17 protein-coding genes are annotated in these 15,308 nt (G+C 41.7%); 6 read left to right on the top strand and 11 right to left on the bottom strand.

The annotated features are described in order from the left end of the window. The 7 genes from J0654_RS09575 to J0654_RS09545 all read right to left on the bottom strand — a co-directional run bounded on the left by J0654_RS09575 (position 1) and on the right by J0654_RS09545 (position 5,268). A complete protein-coding gene (locus tag J0654_RS09575; RefSeq protein ID WP_207028322.1) occupies positions 1 to 597 on the bottom strand; it encodes a DinB family protein in 597 nt (198 codons plus the stop codon). A gap of 2 nt (positions 598 to 599) precedes the next feature. Continuing rightward, positions 600 to 1,433 (bottom strand): META domain-containing protein, encoded by an 834-nt coding sequence (locus tag J0654_RS09570; RefSeq protein WP_207028320.1) that lies wholly within the window; start codon positions 1,431 to 1,433, stop codon positions 600 to 602. After that, complete coding sequence (locus J0654_RS09565; RefSeq protein ID WP_207028318.1) at positions 1,430 to 1,849, bottom strand: META domain-containing protein; 420 nt, start codon at positions 1,847 to 1,849, stop codon at positions 1,430 to 1,432. Before J0654_RS09565 ends, J0654_RS09570 begins: the two co-directional genes overlap by 4 nt. 98 nt (positions 1,850 to 1,947) lie before the next feature. Next, positions 1,948 to 2,652, bottom strand: coding sequence for a membrane or secreted protein (locus J0654_RS09560; protein ID WP_207028316.1), 705 nt, complete (start codon positions 2,650 to 2,652; stop codon positions 1,948 to 1,950). Between the two features lie 83 nt (positions 2,653 to 2,735). Further along, positions 2,736 to 3,212, bottom strand: a complete 477-nt coding sequence (locus J0654_RS09555) for a c-type cytochrome (RefSeq protein ID WP_207028315.1) — start codon at positions 3,210 to 3,212, stop codon at positions 2,736 to 2,738. Between the two features lie 115 nt (positions 3,213 to 3,327). Beyond that, complete coding sequence (locus J0654_RS09550; RefSeq protein WP_207028313.1) at positions 3,328 to 4,287, bottom strand: YheT family hydrolase; 960 nt, start codon at positions 4,285 to 4,287, stop codon at positions 3,328 to 3,330. Between the two features lie 3 nt (positions 4,288 to 4,290). Further along, positions 4,291 to 5,268, bottom strand: a complete 978-nt coding sequence (locus tag J0654_RS09545; RefSeq protein WP_207028311.1) for an NAD(P)H-dependent flavin oxidoreductase — start codon at positions 5,266 to 5,268, stop codon at positions 4,291 to 4,293. Between the two features lie 117 nt (positions 5,269 to 5,385). Between J0654_RS09545 and J0654_RS09540 the strand changes: the two genes are divergently transcribed. Further along, positions 5,386 to 5,859, top strand: coding sequence for an acyl-CoA thioesterase (locus J0654_RS09540; protein WP_207028309.1), 474 nt, complete (start codon positions 5,386 to 5,388; stop codon positions 5,857 to 5,859). A gap of 27 nt (positions 5,860 to 5,886) precedes the next feature. Here J0654_RS09540 and J0654_RS09535 read toward each other — a convergent pair whose 3' ends face one another. From J0654_RS09535 to J0654_RS09525, 3 genes are all read right to left on the bottom strand, one after another. Then, complete coding sequence (locus J0654_RS09535) at positions 5,887 to 6,561, bottom strand: SMI1/KNR4 family protein (protein ID WP_207028306.1); 675 nt, start codon at positions 6,559 to 6,561, stop codon at positions 5,887 to 5,889. Between the two features lie 163 nt (positions 6,562 to 6,724). Then, a complete protein-coding gene (locus tag J0654_RS09530; RefSeq protein WP_207028304.1) occupies positions 6,725 to 7,624 on the bottom strand; it encodes a DMT family transporter in 900 nt (299 codons plus the stop codon). Continuing rightward, complete coding sequence (locus J0654_RS09525) at positions 7,621 to 7,974, bottom strand: arsenate reductase family protein (RefSeq protein WP_207028302.1); 354 nt, start codon at positions 7,972 to 7,974, stop codon at positions 7,621 to 7,623. The genes J0654_RS09530 and J0654_RS09525 overlap by 4 nt, the downstream gene beginning before the upstream one ends. A 175-nt stretch (positions 7,975 to 8,149) precedes the next feature. Between J0654_RS09525 and J0654_RS09520 the strand changes: the two genes are divergently transcribed. Continuing rightward, complete coding sequence (locus J0654_RS09520) at positions 8,150 to 8,614, top strand: DinB family protein (RefSeq protein ID WP_207028300.1); 465 nt, start codon at positions 8,150 to 8,152, stop codon at positions 8,612 to 8,614. On the opposite strand, the gene J0654_RS09515 is transcribed toward J0654_RS09520, so the two are convergent. Further along, on the bottom strand, positions 8,611 to 9,348 hold the full coding sequence (locus J0654_RS09515; RefSeq protein WP_207028298.1) for a DUF3298 and DUF4163 domain-containing protein: 738 nt from the start codon (positions 9,346 to 9,348) through the stop codon (positions 8,611 to 8,613). The two genes, J0654_RS09520 and J0654_RS09515, sit on opposite strands and share 4 nt — an antisense overlap. 74 nt (positions 9,349 to 9,422) lie before the next feature. Between J0654_RS09515 and J0654_RS09510 the strand changes: the two genes are divergently transcribed. The 4 genes from J0654_RS09510 (at position 9,423) to J0654_RS09495 (ending at position 15,289) form a co-directional block, all read left to right on the top strand. Continuing rightward, positions 9,423 to 10,577, top strand: a complete 1,155-nt coding sequence (locus J0654_RS09510) for a cystathionine gamma-synthase (RefSeq protein ID WP_207028296.1) — start codon at positions 9,423 to 9,425, stop codon at positions 10,575 to 10,577. Between the two features lie 128 nt (positions 10,578 to 10,705). Then, positions 10,706 to 12,058, top strand: a complete 1,353-nt coding sequence (gene gdhA / locus J0654_RS09505) for an NADP-specific glutamate dehydrogenase (protein ID WP_237685952.1) — start codon at positions 10,706 to 10,708, stop codon at positions 12,056 to 12,058. Positions 12,059 to 12,146: 88 nt separating this feature from the next. Continuing rightward, positions 12,147 to 12,866 carry a DNA repair protein RecO gene (gene recO / locus J0654_RS09500; protein ID WP_207028294.1) on the top strand — a complete coding sequence of 240 codons (720 nt, stop codon included), beginning with the start codon at positions 12,147 to 12,149 and terminating at the stop codon, positions 12,864 to 12,866. A 2-nt stretch (positions 12,867 to 12,868) separates the two neighbouring features. After that, positions 12,869 to 15,289, top strand: coding sequence for a TonB-dependent receptor (locus tag J0654_RS09495; protein ID WP_207028292.1), 2,421 nt, complete (start codon positions 12,869 to 12,871; stop codon positions 15,287 to 15,289). Positions 15,290 to 15,308 lie beyond the last annotated feature (19 nt).

The following is a 15,308-nucleotide window of genomic DNA, read 5'->3' as shown; positions in this document are numbered from 1 at the left end:
TTATTCTCGGGTCTTTCCTAAAAATACATTCACCTTTGGGTTCTGTGGATTACCGCTGGCCCGGCGCATCAATACAATTTGACCTGTATGCTGGATGCAGTCGGAAATCATTCCGTTGATCATGTTCCAATAGGGAAATTCCGATGTTTGGTCACCTTGCTTAAAAACCACCTTGAAGCTTTCCACCTCTTCAGGACTCTTGCCCAAAACTTTGCTGCTGGCCGCTTTAAGGTTTTCAAGTGTTTTGGCACGTAATTCTTCGAAAGAATATGGAGTTGGATTTTCTGGTCGTATATAGGGCTTGGCATCCGGTGCCAACAAAATATTGTTGGACATCGAATAAATGTGTTCCAAAGTTTCCAAAGTAGAGCGCCCACTTTCTGAAGGTCTGTAAGCCAAATCCTTTTCGGTTAATCCTTCGGTTGCCCAATAATATCGGTATCCCAATCCATCGATCATTCTGGAAATTAGATTACCAGAGCTGTAATCGGAAGGATAGTCAGGGATTTCTTTATAAGGAAGTTCCATTTCTTGTGCTTGAATTTGGTGATTGGTCATCAAAATAAAAATGACGGAAAAGAAGCATAGTTTTTTCAAAATCAATCAATTTTTTTAAAAACCAACAAATGCTCTTCCGATCCATTGGAGAGATACAGTCGGTTGTTTTCAATTTTATATGTTGTGCTGCCTTGCAGTGCAGTCAAGAACTCGGTTTCTTTGTCCATATTTGGGCATGCCATTCGGGTAGATGCAACTTGTGTAAACCGAAGAACATCCTGCTCGTAAAAAAGGCTCCCCGTCATACGGTTACACCCCGAAAAACCAGAAAAGCGATTGTTGTTGATATTAATTTCCATACTTGGGACGTCCCTTCCACCAAAATTTTCTTTGGAGATAGGGGCCCCTTTCATTTCTTCCAAGACCCAAATATCGTGCAGCCTATAATCCGTAATGTAGGATCCACAGCCTTCGTAAACTGTGGTTTCACCTCCGCCTGTACTTTTGTAAGAAACGGTTACAGTATAAGGGAACACCTCGCCAGACATGGCATTGGTACATTCCTTATGGGAAATAATTACATCCATTTGGGTGGCCTCCGTCTCAATGCGGTACATGCTGATATTACCATCCTGTGCCTTAATGGCCTCTGAGGGAGGAGTGGTGATGGTATCCTCCATGGTCTGTAGCTCCACTTTGTCATCATATATTTTAAGTCCCCAAAAAGGTTCGGTACCGGTAGCTTTAAAGTAACTCCCATCAATTTTTATGGCAATGGGTTCCATTTCCTGCTTTTTTTCCTCGGTTATAAGGGTGTCTGTCTTAATTTCTTCTGATGCTTCGGTCGCTTCAGGCTCTGAAGTTTCTTCCTTCTTTTTTTCAACGCATCCAAAAAACAGCAATACGGCACAACTTAATATGATTGAATTCTTCATGGGTTTACTTTTTTAAATCGCATCATGGGTACATCTCCGACCAAAAGGTTGAGCTTTCCATCCTCCACGGAGTAGCCGTCTATTTTTTTCATCATATTGAGAAATTGCCTTTCACTACCGCCACAGAACATCATGGTGGTAGGGCCGGGATCACCAAAAACTATGGTGTTTTCGGCCAGCTCGTAATCTGCGGAGTAGCCGTTGCAACTATCGGTGCCCATTACTTTTCCAGATTCTTTATCGAAAGTGATTTGTGGTTTCTTTTTTGGGAAGAGCCCTTCGAAGGCAATACGAGATCCGGAAATATACTCGAGTTCCCAAGTGGGGCCATACAGCGCTTCCTCGCTCGTTTTTGGCTCACCACATGATTCCACCAGCAGTACGACGGAAAAAACCAGGATGATTGAGGTTTTCATTTTTACAGAAATTAATGGTTAATGCTGTAGTAAAATACTAAAAAAATAGATGAACTCCTCAATCGATTAGGTTGTTAGATCGCTAAATAATAGGCACTCTATTGAGTTCTTTTGCTCCAGACTTCGTAAATCGGGTTTCCTTTGCTGCTGAAACCGGAGTGGTGCCAATCACCATCTTTCAACTCATAATTAAACTCTAAACTGGCTCCTACTCTAGAGTCATCCCTTGAAAAGAAGCCGATGTTTTCGGTATACTTGCCGTCTACAGTGGTATAGGTGCCTCCACCAGTTCCCATAAATTCTTTTGTAGCCGTGTTGTAGGCAATCCATTGAAATCGGGTGCCGGATAAAATTTTCATGGTTTTTCGAGGCCCTGAGGTATCACGTTTCACAATTTCACCATCTCTTTTTCGCCCTGTAATTAACCAAGCACCGAACAGGTCGCCAGGTGTTCCGTCATCAATTCGGGTCCAACTCAATTTTCCCAATTCTAAATTATTTTCAGTAATGGAGAAGGAATCATTTTTTGTTTTACCTACATTTCCTGGACTGCGTGAATCATATTCATAAGTAAGATTCAAATCATCTTCACTTACTGAATAGCTTCCTCCTTTTGTACCCAAAAACTTTCCACTTGGTTTTTCAAAAATGGCTTCTGAAAAATAACTCCCAGTAAAAATAAGGGTATGTTCTACTTGGTATCCTTTACCATCGGATTCGATGGTGGTCCAAGCGCCTTGAAGGTCCTGCCCGTGCAATAACGGAGTTAACAGCAAACAAAGGGTGATCAGTATATTTTTCATGGGTGAAAGTTTGCTATTAAGATAAAAAAAGCTGCTGTTTTTATTGCAAAACAGCAGCTCTAAAATATAATAACGTTGGTTTGTTAGAGTGTTCTCAAGTATTCTGCAACATCTCTTGCTTCGTCCTCGGTCAAATTTTGATTGAGCATAATGGCGTTATTATACTCTTTCAAAAGCGCTTTGGCAATTGGGTCTTCTTTCAACATACCGTCGGGGTTCAAAATCATGTTCATCACCCATTCTGGGCTTCTTCTGTCATAAACTCCCTTTAATGCAGGACCAATCATTCGCTGGTCGACCATGTGACAAGCAACGCAAATAGCTTCAAACTTTGCTTTTCCACGTGCAACCATTTCATCGTTGATTTCATCTGGAAATTCTAAACTGGTTATTGGCCCAACACCTTTGTTGTCCATATCAACAGGAACTTCTTCTTTAGCTTGTGCTTTTGTATCTTCAGTTTTGGTACGGCTTACTTCAAAACCATCTTTCTTTTCCTTTTTATCGCCGCAACTTGCTATCATGGCACCCAAGGCCAAGACCATTACAATTTTTTTCATTCTGACTCTATTGAAGTTTGTTTTTGAAAATGTAGCCACTAAGATAGGTAATTAGAGACTAATAATCGGAGGGTTTTTTGTTTTGTACCTCACAACTGGCCTGTCATAGCTGTTTTTAAATGGAATTGAAAAACTCCAAAGCCCTTTTTTCGGTATAGGTGATGTTGTTTTTGCCCCAGAAGCCTACGTGGCCACCATAATTAGGGGTTTCCAAAAATAGATGGGAATTCTCATCGGTTTCTTTTACGGGATAGCATTCAGGTCCCAAAAAGGAATCATCTTTGGCATTAATGATTAAACTTGGCACTTTAATACTGGGTAAAAACTGTAATGAACTGGATTTTTCATAATAGTCCAAAGCGTCCTTAAAATTGTGTGCCTTGCTGGTGTAGATGTCATCAAAATCCTTCAGGGTCTTGATTTTTTTAATGTCCGCATCACTGATTTTACCTGGAAACATTTGTTGCTTTTGCCTTAACTTATCCAATAAATTTCCTTTGAACTTAATGGCATACAAAATATTTTTTGGGCTGAGCAGTTGCTTACAGGAATCTTGAAGGTTACAGGGCACGGATACGGCTACGGCACCTTTTAGTTCTTTTGGAACATTGTTGCCTTCGCCCAAATATTTGAGCAACAGGTTTCCCCCAAGACTAAACCCTTTCAAATAAATTTCCGGATAATCCCTGGTATTTAGAATGTGATCCAGAACCTCGATTAAATCCTCTGTGGCCCCAGAATGATAAGAGCGGTACATTGTGTTGGGCTCACCGCTGCATCCACGGTAATTTACCGCACAGGCGTCGTACCCATTTTGATTTAGTATTTTGGCACTACCTGTAATATATGGGCGTTGGGCATCTCCTTCCAATCCATGCAAAAGCACAACCAATTTTTTGGTAGGGGTTTTTGAATTGCTCCAGTCCAAATCCAAAAAATCCCCATCAGATAGTATGATGCGTTCTCGTTTTTGAACTACCCCGTTCACGGATCTGATTATACCTGAATAAATAGTGGCAAAATGGCCATTTCTAAACAAAAAGGGCGGTGTATATTCGGAAGCAACTTGGGGCATTGGTTATTCCTTTGGATATGTTTTCAATAACTGGGCTTGTTCTTCAACGGAAGCTTTAAATTCACCCTTCAGTGTATCGACCAATTGGGATACCGGTAGTACATTGTCTATTGTAGTAACGCCCTGTCCGGCCGACCAAATTGTTTTCCATGCTTTGGCCTCGGTATCCAGTTCCTTGCCAAAATCTATTTTTCTACCTTTTTTCAAATCTTCCTCTGATATACCGGCAGCGTTTAAACTGGCTGCCAAAAAGTTGGCAGGTACTCCTGAAATGGCCGCGGTATATATGACATCACTGGCACCAGAGTCAATAATCATTTTTCGGTATTCTTCTGTAGCTTTACTTTCTTCTGTGTTAATAAAGCGAGTGCCCATATAGGCAAGGTCGGCTCCCATTTGCAATGCTGAGGCAACATCCCTTCCCGTGCTAATACAGCCAGATAAAAGAATGGTCTTGTTGAAAAATTTCTTCACTTCGGCGACCAAACTCATCGGGTTTATGGTGCCTGCATGGCCCCCCGCACCCGCCGATACCAGAATAAGACCATCTACCCCGGCTTCCGCGGCTTTTTCCGCATGACGCTTTTTAATAATATCATGGAACACCAATCCTCCGTAGCTATGAATGGCATCTACTACTTGACTAACCGCCCCAAGGGAAGTGATTACCAATGGCACTTTATGTTTAATGCAGAGTTTTACATCGGCCTCTAGCCTTGGGTTGGTTGGATGTACAACAAGATTTACACCAAAAGGAGCGGCTTTTTTGCCCGTTTCCTCTTCAAAAGCCTTTAATTCCGATTTGATCTGGATAAGCCATTCCTCAAAACCCTCGCTTGTTCGTTGGTTTAAGGCAGGAAAGGTACCTACAATACCATTTTTACAACATTCCACTACCAGTTTTGGCCCGGAAATTAAAAACATCGGGGCTGCAATTACAGGAAGCGCTAGATTTTTGATGAATTCAGCTTTTTGGCTCATGGGTTTCGTGTTAAACTATGTTTAAAAATAGGAACAATTCTTCTTCTTTATGGGAATCAGTTATCAAAACTATGGTATTTTTACAATTATTATGCATGCATAACAAAATAACCTTTTATGTTTTTTAAAGAATTTGAGATTAGGTGGAGCGATATAGACGCTAACCGACATTTGGCGAATTCCGCTTACATCAATTTTATGAGCCATACCCGAATGGCATATTTGGGACTGATAGGTTTTAACCAAGAAAGTATGTCCGCACACAATATTGGTCCGGTGGTATTCTATGAGCACGTCTATTATTTTAAGGAAGCTTTTCCCGGCAAACCTGTAAGGGTTTCATTGGAATTTGTTGGGATGAGCAAGGACGGAATGTTTTTTGAGTTTAGACACAACTTTTACGACCATAATGGCAAAAACTTTGCGCGTTGCGAGATGATGGGTGCCTGGATTGATTTGAAAAAAAGGAAATTAACAGGATTGCCAAAAGATTTTTTGGAGACTTTCGGCGCTATGGAAAAATCGGAAGACTTTAAAATTTTGACGAGGGCCGATACGCGGAAACATGTTCAAGTTCCAAAGGATTTGTAAATATTTTATACAAGCGAGTTCAATGTACTAATCCAGGCTTCTTTTTGAATAGCCAAACCAGCTTGGGGACTTTGCCAATTTTCCTGAAATACTTTCATCCAGCCAACGCTCGTACCAGTCCAAAAAATTGTTGTCATAAGAAAAACGGGGAGCCATTTGTGCGCATACGTCCATGTTTATGACCTTGCCTTCATAAGGTCCGTTCAGCACTAGTGCATGAATGTAGGAGCACCCTTGCGAACCGATAGGCAAGATACCGCCATAAATTTTGGTATACTCCTCATCCAACTCATCGTCGGAGGTATTATTTTCAAATAAGGAATCCATAAAATCATCCCAAAAGATATCGGTCATATTTGGATGCAGAAAACACGCGTTCTTGAGATGCGTCACGGCCCCTTGATAAATCAACTGATCCATATTGGTTCCGAGAGGATATATTCCATAGAAAGGGCCCGCACCGGAATTCAGGTGAGATATTCCTCCATTTCCGACCTGGAGTACAAAAGACCTGTAACATTCAGGAAATCCAATTTTGTATTTTTTCTCCAATGCTTCGACTTCGGCAATACTTGCAGGCGGATTTAATTCATATCTGTGACGTCCCGCTCCAAAGACCCTGCAGTCCTTATCAATCAACTTGGCTTTAACAAGCTTTTTTTTGATGCGGTCGATTTGTTCAGCTAAAGAGGGACCGGTCATTTTTACAATTTTTTTGCCCAATCCAATTAAAAACTAAAACCATTATATATTTAATCGGGGCAAAAGGGATATTAGGTAAGAACGTAAAATACGCGTTAGACTTCAAATTAGGTATTGCCAATTGATGAATGCCCCTTTCCTTTTGACTAAAGCAGGGTTTAAATCAATATTGAGAAATGCGTTTTGGCTTTTTGCTCGCCAAATATACCCCTACCAATACAAAGGTCATTGCAAGTACTTTAACAAGGGTAAGCTCATCTTTTCCGGAAAAAAGAGCGAAAAGGATTCCTACCAAAGGTTGCATATAAACAAATGCGCCCACAGATGAGGCCTTGAGCTGTGTAAGTGCAAAAATATTGAACAAATAGGTCAGGAACGTGGTACCGATAATCACAAAAGCTATTGAGCCATAAGCCCAAATGGGCATAGTGGACCATTTAATTTCCAAAGCCTCCGGAAGGGTAAGCGGAAGATTAATAAAAATAGCGATGGTAAAGAGCCACTTCATTAAAGTGAAGGGGTGATACTTTTCAATCAATTTTTTTACAACTACCAAGTAAGCACCGTAAGAAGTTGCGTTTATAATGAACAAAAAGTTGCCAAAAGGTATATTGGGGGCATCTTGACGGGCTTCTACTCCAAAAAGGATAAGCCCAATGGCCCCAACAAATCCCATGAATATTCCCAACCCTTTGTTCAAAGTGATTCTCTCACTTAAAAACAAGGCCGAAATAACCACTACGATAATAGGTATGATCGTTACTAAAACAGCACTGTTAATGGGTGTGGAAAGTTGCAGCCCCTTAAAAAAGGAAAGCATGTTAATGGACATTCCCAAGAGGGCACAGACCAACATCCTGCCCCAATCTCTTCTTTCAATTTTTTCTTTGGGTCCAAAAATGGAAATCAACCAAAAAAGAATGGCGGCCCCACCAACTCTTAAAAATATAAACCCAAAGGGTTTAACGTGCCCGGGCATCACTCCTTTGGCCACGGTGTGGTTTATGCCGTAAATAAAGGTGGCACCGATAGCGGCCAAAATGGCCAGGGTTCTTTTGCTCATGAATGCAAGGCTTGCTTGGCAGCTTCGACCGTTTTTTTGGAATTTCCCACAAAAATCCGATCATCCACTACAACCACGGGTCTTTTTAAAAAGGTGTAATGTTCTAGGATCAAGTCTTTATAATCGCCTTCAGAAATATTTTTTTCATTGAGGCCCCTCTGACGGTAAAGTACAGCCCTTCTGCTAAATAGTGATTCATAGCTTCCGCTCAATGCACCCATTTGCTCCAATTGTTCTGTAGTAATGGCTTCAGACTTTATTTCTTGCAGTTCCACCCCGTCCAAAGGTTCCAATTCTTTAAGAATGCGTTTACAGGTAGAGCAACTGCCCAAATAATATATTTTTTTCATAAGTATGGTGTTGGATGAGCAAAGGAAATCAAAAATCCCTCAAATTATATGATCAACATGTAAAATCAACAGCTTTTAAGGGAGGTGTTAGTTTTTATTGATCGATATAATCCTTGTTAAAGGTGAGCGGTTTCAAATTTTAGGGCTAGTTTTACATCAATCAAATTGTGTTTTTATGGAAAAGACGTTCGATATTCTTCTAAAGAACAGAAAAATTCTTCACGATTTTTTGCAGAATACGCCCAAAGAGGATTTGTTTCAAATTCCCGAAGGGTTCAACAATAATATTTGGTGGAACATTGCCCATGTTGTTGTGACTCCCCAACTTTTGATGTACAAATTGAGCGGTCTGGATTTTACCATTGAAGAAGAATTGATCAACAAATACAAAAAAGGCACTTTTCCAGATGGGGTACCTCCAAAAGTGGAACAGGAAAAAATATCCGCCTACCTGTTCAGTACAGTAAAGCATATTCAATTGGATTATGAGCATGGCAGGTTCAAAAACTTCCAAGAATATATGACCACTCCGAAAATCGGGTTAAACAGTCCAGAAGATGCTTTGTCCTTTAATGTATTTCATGAAGGGCTTCATCTTGGTGCCATCTTGGCACTGAAAAAGGCCTTGGCACAAGCTTAGAATTTCACTTTTCGTTTTAGGTACAGATTGATTTCATTGTAAGGCAAAATCAACTCAATAGGGCCGTCGGCATAGGAGGCCACTTCATATTGGTTATAGATTAATTTTACCCCATCTTTCGTGTAGCCAATGTTGTTCGGTAGATGAAAGGAATCGCCCTCGAACATAAATCCAGTGGCGTTGATATTGGCATCTTGCGGAATTTTTTCCTGAATGCGGAACTTGGTCTCGGCAAAATCCTCAAATCCGTCCAAATCACCAAAAAGTTCCCAGTTTTCTAATTCTTCACCCTGTCTTTTATCAAAATTGAGATATGAAGTGGAAGCATAACCGTGGGCACCTCCTGTAAAAGAATAGGAGTTCAGCATTATGGTAATGATATTTCGATCCTCATAAATTACTTCGGCATCAATTGTGGTTTCCCATTGTACCTCGTCGGGGAATTTGGTTTTAACTTCTTTATAGCTTTCGGTAAAGGATTGCAAGGCCTTTTCTGCGGTATCAATGTTCTTATCTTCGGTAAAAGATAAAATACTGATGATTTCTTCATTCAGGGAACGGTTGATGGCCTCGGAAACAGGAGTGTCTTCTAGAGCATTCGGGATATTGATCTCTATTTTGGGGCAATCTTCACAGATTTCCCCCTGTAATTGGATAGGTTCAAAAGCGAGTTTGCTCTCGGTTTGGCAGCTTAACAAAGATAATATTAGGATAGAGCCAAGGTATCTTTTCATGGATCAAGGTTTTGGGTCAGCAAAAATAATACTTCGGAAAGATAACGATACATTTGTATGAAGATAGTTTCAGCATGGGCAAAAAAGAGTTAAAATTCAATAGTAAAGCGATTCACGGAGGGCAGCAGCCCGATGCGGCTTATGGAGCTGTAATGCCACCTATATATCAAACCTCCACTTATGCACAGCCTACGCCTGGCGGACATAAGGGTTATGAATACTCCAGAGGGGCAAACCCGACCAGAACGGCCTTGGAAAATGCCTTGGCCAGTTTGGAAAACGGCCATTTTGGGATGGCTTTTGGTAGCGGAATGGCCGCTATTGATGCCGTAATGAAATTATTGAACCCAGGCGATGAGGTCATCTGCACCAGTGACCTCTACGGTGGCAGCTACCGACTTTTTAAAAAGGTGTATGAAAAATATGGAATCAAGTTTCGGTTTTCGGAGATGGTGGATATGCAAGAACTGGTTTCGCAAATCAACGAAAACACAAGGTTGGTCTGGGTGGAAACCCCCACCAACCCTATGATGAACATTATTGATATAGAAGCAGTGGCCAAAATCACAAAGAACTATAAACTATTGCTGGGGGTGGACAATACGTTTGCTACCCCTTATTTGCAGCGCCCATTGGATCTGGGTGCGGATATCATTATGCATTCCGCAACCAAGTACTTAGCAGGCCATAGCGATGTGGTGGTTGGTGCCTTAGTGGTAAAGCAACAAGAACTGGCCGATCAATTGTACTTTATCCAGAAATCCAGCGGAGGTATTTGTGGTCCTATGGACAGTTTTTTGACTCTTCGCGGTATAAAAACACTCCATGTGCGTATGCAACGGCATTGCGAAAATGGGGAATCCATTGCCAAATATTTGGAGAATCATTCTAAAATCGATAAAGTATACTGGCCTGGCTTTGAACACCACCCGAACCACGAAGTAGCCAAAAAACAGATGACGGGTTTTGGCGGCATGATTTCTTTTGTGCCCAAGGGCGGAAGCTACGAGAGTGCCATTAAAATTGTGGAGAACCTTCAAATATTTACCCTGGCAGAATCGTTAGGAGGTGTCGAAAGTTTGGTAGGACATCCTGCGAGTATGTCGCACGGCAGTATTCCAAAGGAAGAAAGAGAAAAAAACGGTGTTGTTGACGCGCTCATCAGGCTGAGTGTCGGCATAGAGGATGTGGAAGATTTGATAGCCGACCTCGAACAGGCGCTCAATTAACATTTTTTGAAAAATTTATAAAAAATAAATATTCAAATTATTGAAATAATATAATTTTGCCCTGAAATTCATAATTCAATAAAATAACGCTTTTCGTCAGCGGAAAGAAAAATAATTTTAACCCAGATATGGAAGAAAGAATAGAAGACAAAATAAAAGTGTTCATGGATGAGGTGATTTCCAGAAATGGACATGAGCCCGAATTCATTCAAGCCGTACAAGAAGTTGCGGAAACCGTGATACCTTATATAGCGCAAAATGATATTTACTATGGTAAGAATATCCTTTTACGTATGGTAGAGCCAGAACGATTGATTTCGTTCCGTGTGGCCTGGATAGATGATGATGGAGAAATCCATGTAAACCGTGGATACCGCGTACAAATGAACTCTGCCATTGGACCGTACAAGGGCGGGCTTCGTTTCCACCCCACCGTTAATGCGAGTGTTTTAAAATTCCTCGCATTTGAGCAAGTATTCAAAAACAGTTTGACTACGCTGCCTATGGGTGGTGGTAAAGGAGGGTCCGACTTTGACCCAAAAGGTAAATCCGATGATGAGATCATGCGTTTTTGCCACGCTTTTATGACGGAACTGTGTCGACACATTGGTCCAAACACCGATATCCCAGCCGGAGATATTGGAGTTGGTGCCCGTGAAATCGGATTCTTGTTCGGTATGTACAAGAAGATACGAAACGAATTTACCGGGGTGCTGACAGGTAAAGGACTTTCTTGGGGGGGTTCCTTGATTCGTCCGGAAGCCACCGGTTATGGTACCGTATACTTTGCCGACAGCATGCTGAAGACCAAAAACGAAACATTTGAAGGCAAAAAAGTGGTGATTTCAGGTTCTGGTAACGTGGCCCAATATGCAGCCGAAAAGGTATTGCACCTTGGAGGTAAGGTGTTGACACTTTCTGATTCAGGAGGGTTTATCTACGATAAGGATGGCATCGACAAGGAAAAGCTTGCCTATGTTATGGATCTTAAAAACAATCAACGAGGAAGAATTTCCGAATATGCCGATAAATACCCATCAGCAGAATACCATAAGGGAGAAACACCTTGGAAAGTAGCCTGTGATATTGCATTGCCATGTGCCACCCAAAACGAATTGGACGGTGACGCTGCGAAAACATTGATTAAAAATGGATGTATCGCCGTGGCAGAGGGTGCCAACATGCCTTCTACACCAGAGGCCGTACACGCTTTTCATGATGCCAAAATATTGTTTGCACCGGGCAAAGCTTCCAATGCAGGGGGTGTAGCTACTTCAGGATTGGAGATGAGCCAGAACTCATTGCGCATTAGCTGGACCAGGGAAGAAGTGGACAAGAGATTGAAAGGAATTATGTCCGATATCCACGATGCCTGTATGCAATACGGTGACGAGGATGGATACTGCAACTATGTAAAAGGAGCGAATATTGCTGGCTTTGTTAAGGTTGCGGACGCCATGTTGGCTCAAGGGGTCATATAATATAAACCATCGAGAATGGTTTTTGGTTGGCAGTTACCAAAAGGAGTGATTACATTTACACTTTTGGTAACTGCTTTTTTATTAGCCCATGCAAATCACCACAAAGGCCATAGTACTTTCCTCCATAAAGTATGGGGACACTAGTCTTATTGTTAGGGCGTTTACCCAATCCGATGGGGTAAAGTCATATTTGCTCAAAGGGGTACTTGCCTCCAAAAAGGCTAAGATCAGGCCAGCTTATTTTCTTCCGTTGATGCAATTGGAAATTGTGGCCAACCACAAGAATAAAGGCACACTGGAAAGCATAAGGGATGTTAAGGTTGCCATTCCCTACCAAACCTTGCATACCGATGTTGTAAAGAACAGCGTCGTACTTTTTTTAGCGGAGATGTTGGGCAACAGCATTCAGGAGCAAGAGCAGGACGAAAGCCTGTTCAATTACTTGGAATATGCACTCCATTGGATGGATATTCATCAGTTATCGCCAAACTTTCACATCTTATTTTTGCTCAATTTGACCAAGTATTTGGGCTTTTATCCGGACACATCTTACCGAAACTCGCCGTTTTTTGATTTGTTGGAAGGAAGTTTCTGTAAAACCCCCACACTTAACCCCTTGGTCCAGAACGAAAACTTGGAAAGTTTTAAGAAATTTTTGGGCATGAATTTTGAGGCTTTAAAGACGATACAACTAACTAAGTCGAACCGGCGAGAACTCTTAAAAACGGTGATTCAGTATTACAGGTTGCATGTACACGGATTTCGTGAACCAAAGTCTCTCGCAGTTTTAAATGCAGTATTTACCTAAAAATGCAAAACCTAAAACCAACCTTAACCCTAATACTCTTTTTATTCACCCTAACTTTTTATGCTCAAGAAGTAACCGTTTTGGATGTGGATACCGGAATTCCCGTGGACAATATCGCCATCTTTAATAAGGACCAGTCCAAGACAACCGTTACCGATGCCAATGGTAAAACCGAGTTGGACATTTTTTTCCCGAACGAGAGAATTACCTTTAAACATATTAGCTACGAAACCTATACTACTACCAAAGAGCAGATTGAACGTCGGGGCAACAGGGTTTATCTTCAATTAAAAACCGAAGAACTTCAAGAAGTGGTGATGTCGGTTTCCAAATGGGAACAACAGAAAAAACATATCCCACAAAAAATTGAAACCTTTGATGCCCGCAATATTGCCTTTACCACGCCGCAGACATCGGCCGATCTCCTACAAAATAGCGGAAAGATTTTTGTGCAGAAAAGCCAATTGGGAGGAGGTAGTCCAATGATCAGAGGGTTTGCCACCAATAGGATTTTATTGTCCGTGGACGGCGTGAGAATGAACAATGCCATTTTTAGGGGAGGGAACCTTCAGAATGTGATATCCATAGACCCATTTACCATCAAAAAGACGGAGGTAACCTTTGGTCCTGGGTCAGTAATATACGGTAGTGATGCCATAGGAGGCGTGATGAACTTTTACACACAAAAGCCACGTTTTTCATTTGCAGATAGTTTAGCATTTTCTGGAAATGTGAATTATAGGTTTGCATCGGCCAACTCTGAGAATACCGCTCATGTGGATTTTAATTTTGGCAAGCAAAAATGGGCTTCATATACCAGTTTTACCTACAATAGTTTTAGAGATCTAAAGATGGGGGAACACGGTCCAGAATCCTATTTGCGCCCTAACTATGTGATCAGAGAGAACGGCGCCGATATTCTGGTAACGAACGATAACCCCAAAAAACAAGTGAGTTCAGGTTATGACCAGGTGAACTTCCTCCAAAAATTCACCTACAGACCCAATAGTACCTGGAACTACGATTTGGGACTCTATTATTCCGAAACCTCGGATTATCCCAGATACGATAGATTGATTCGGCCCAGTAGGGATGGTGATGGGCTTCGTTCTGCGGAATGGTACTACGGTCCCCAAAAATGGTTTATGGGGAACTTTCAAATCACCAACAAAGGAAAAAACAAGTTCTATGATGGCGTAAAATTGACCACCGCCTATCAATTTTTTGAAGAAAGCCGGAACGACCGAGGATTTCAGGACGCCGAACTGTATTCGACCCGTGAAAAAGTAGATGCCCTATCCGTGAACCTGGATTTTGAAAACAAAAAAATAGGAGCTCTTAATCTGTTCTATGGAGCTGAGTATGTTTTTAACAAGGTGAACTCCCAAGGGAGCATGCGCAATATAGAAACGGAAGAAGTTGAGGAAACAGCTTCTAGGTATCCCGATGGAGCCACTTGGCAAACATTAGCCGGATATATTAACGGTGAGTACCAATTAAAGCCCAACCTTTCCTTACTATCAGGAATTCGCTACAGTCAAGTGTGGGTAGATGCTGCATTTGAGACCACCTATTACCCCTTTCCGTTTGATGAGGCCGATATAGTTACGGGAGCGCTCACAGGGAGTTTGGGACTAAGTTGGTTCCCGAGATCGGATTTGCAGGTAACCTTGAACGGGTCCACAGGTTTTAGGGCGCCCAATATTGATGATATCGGGAAGATTTTTGATTCTGAACCGGGGTCTGTAGTGGTGCCAAATCCCGATTTGGAACCGGAGTATGCCTATAATGGTGAGTTGGGTCTCAGAAAAAACTTTAACGATGTCCTTGTGCTGAAGGGAGCCGCTTACTATACCTATCTGGTCGACGCCCTTGTGCGAAGGGATTTTTCCTTCGGAGGTCAGACCGAAATCGAATACAATGGTGAACCGAGCAATGTTCAGGCAATCCAAAATGCGGCCAAGGCTTATGTGTACGGGTTTGAATTTGGTTTGGAAGCTTATTTTAATGATCACCTGTCCCTCAACTCCAACCTAACCTTGACCGAGGGCATTGAGGAAGATGATGATGGTACGGATAGTCCATCGCGCCACGCCGCGCCCACCTTTGGTGATGTACATTTGATTTGGGAAAACCAAAAACTAAAGGCAGATGTCTTTGTCAATTATAACGGAGAGGTAAGCAATGATGATTTAGCACTATCCGAACAGGGCAAAACTTTCATGTATGCCACTGATGCCAACGGAAATCCCTATTCGCCATCATGGTACACACTAAACTTTAGGTCTCAATATCAGATCACCAATGCCTTAAAAGCATCCGTGAGCCTTGAAAACATGACCAATCAACGGTATCGTATGTATTCCTCGGGAATTACGGCCCCAGGTACCAACTTGGTTGTAGGATTGGGATACGTATTTTAAAATAAAGGCTCGGAAAAAT

The organism is Flagellimonas profundi, assembly GCF_017313275.1.
Taxonomy (GTDB): domain Bacteria; phylum Bacteroidota; class Bacteroidia; order Flavobacteriales; family Flavobacteriaceae; genus Flagellimonas; species Flagellimonas profundi.
The sequence above is the reverse complement of the archived record's forward strand: the minus strand, read 5'-3'. Positions and strand labels throughout refer to the sequence as shown.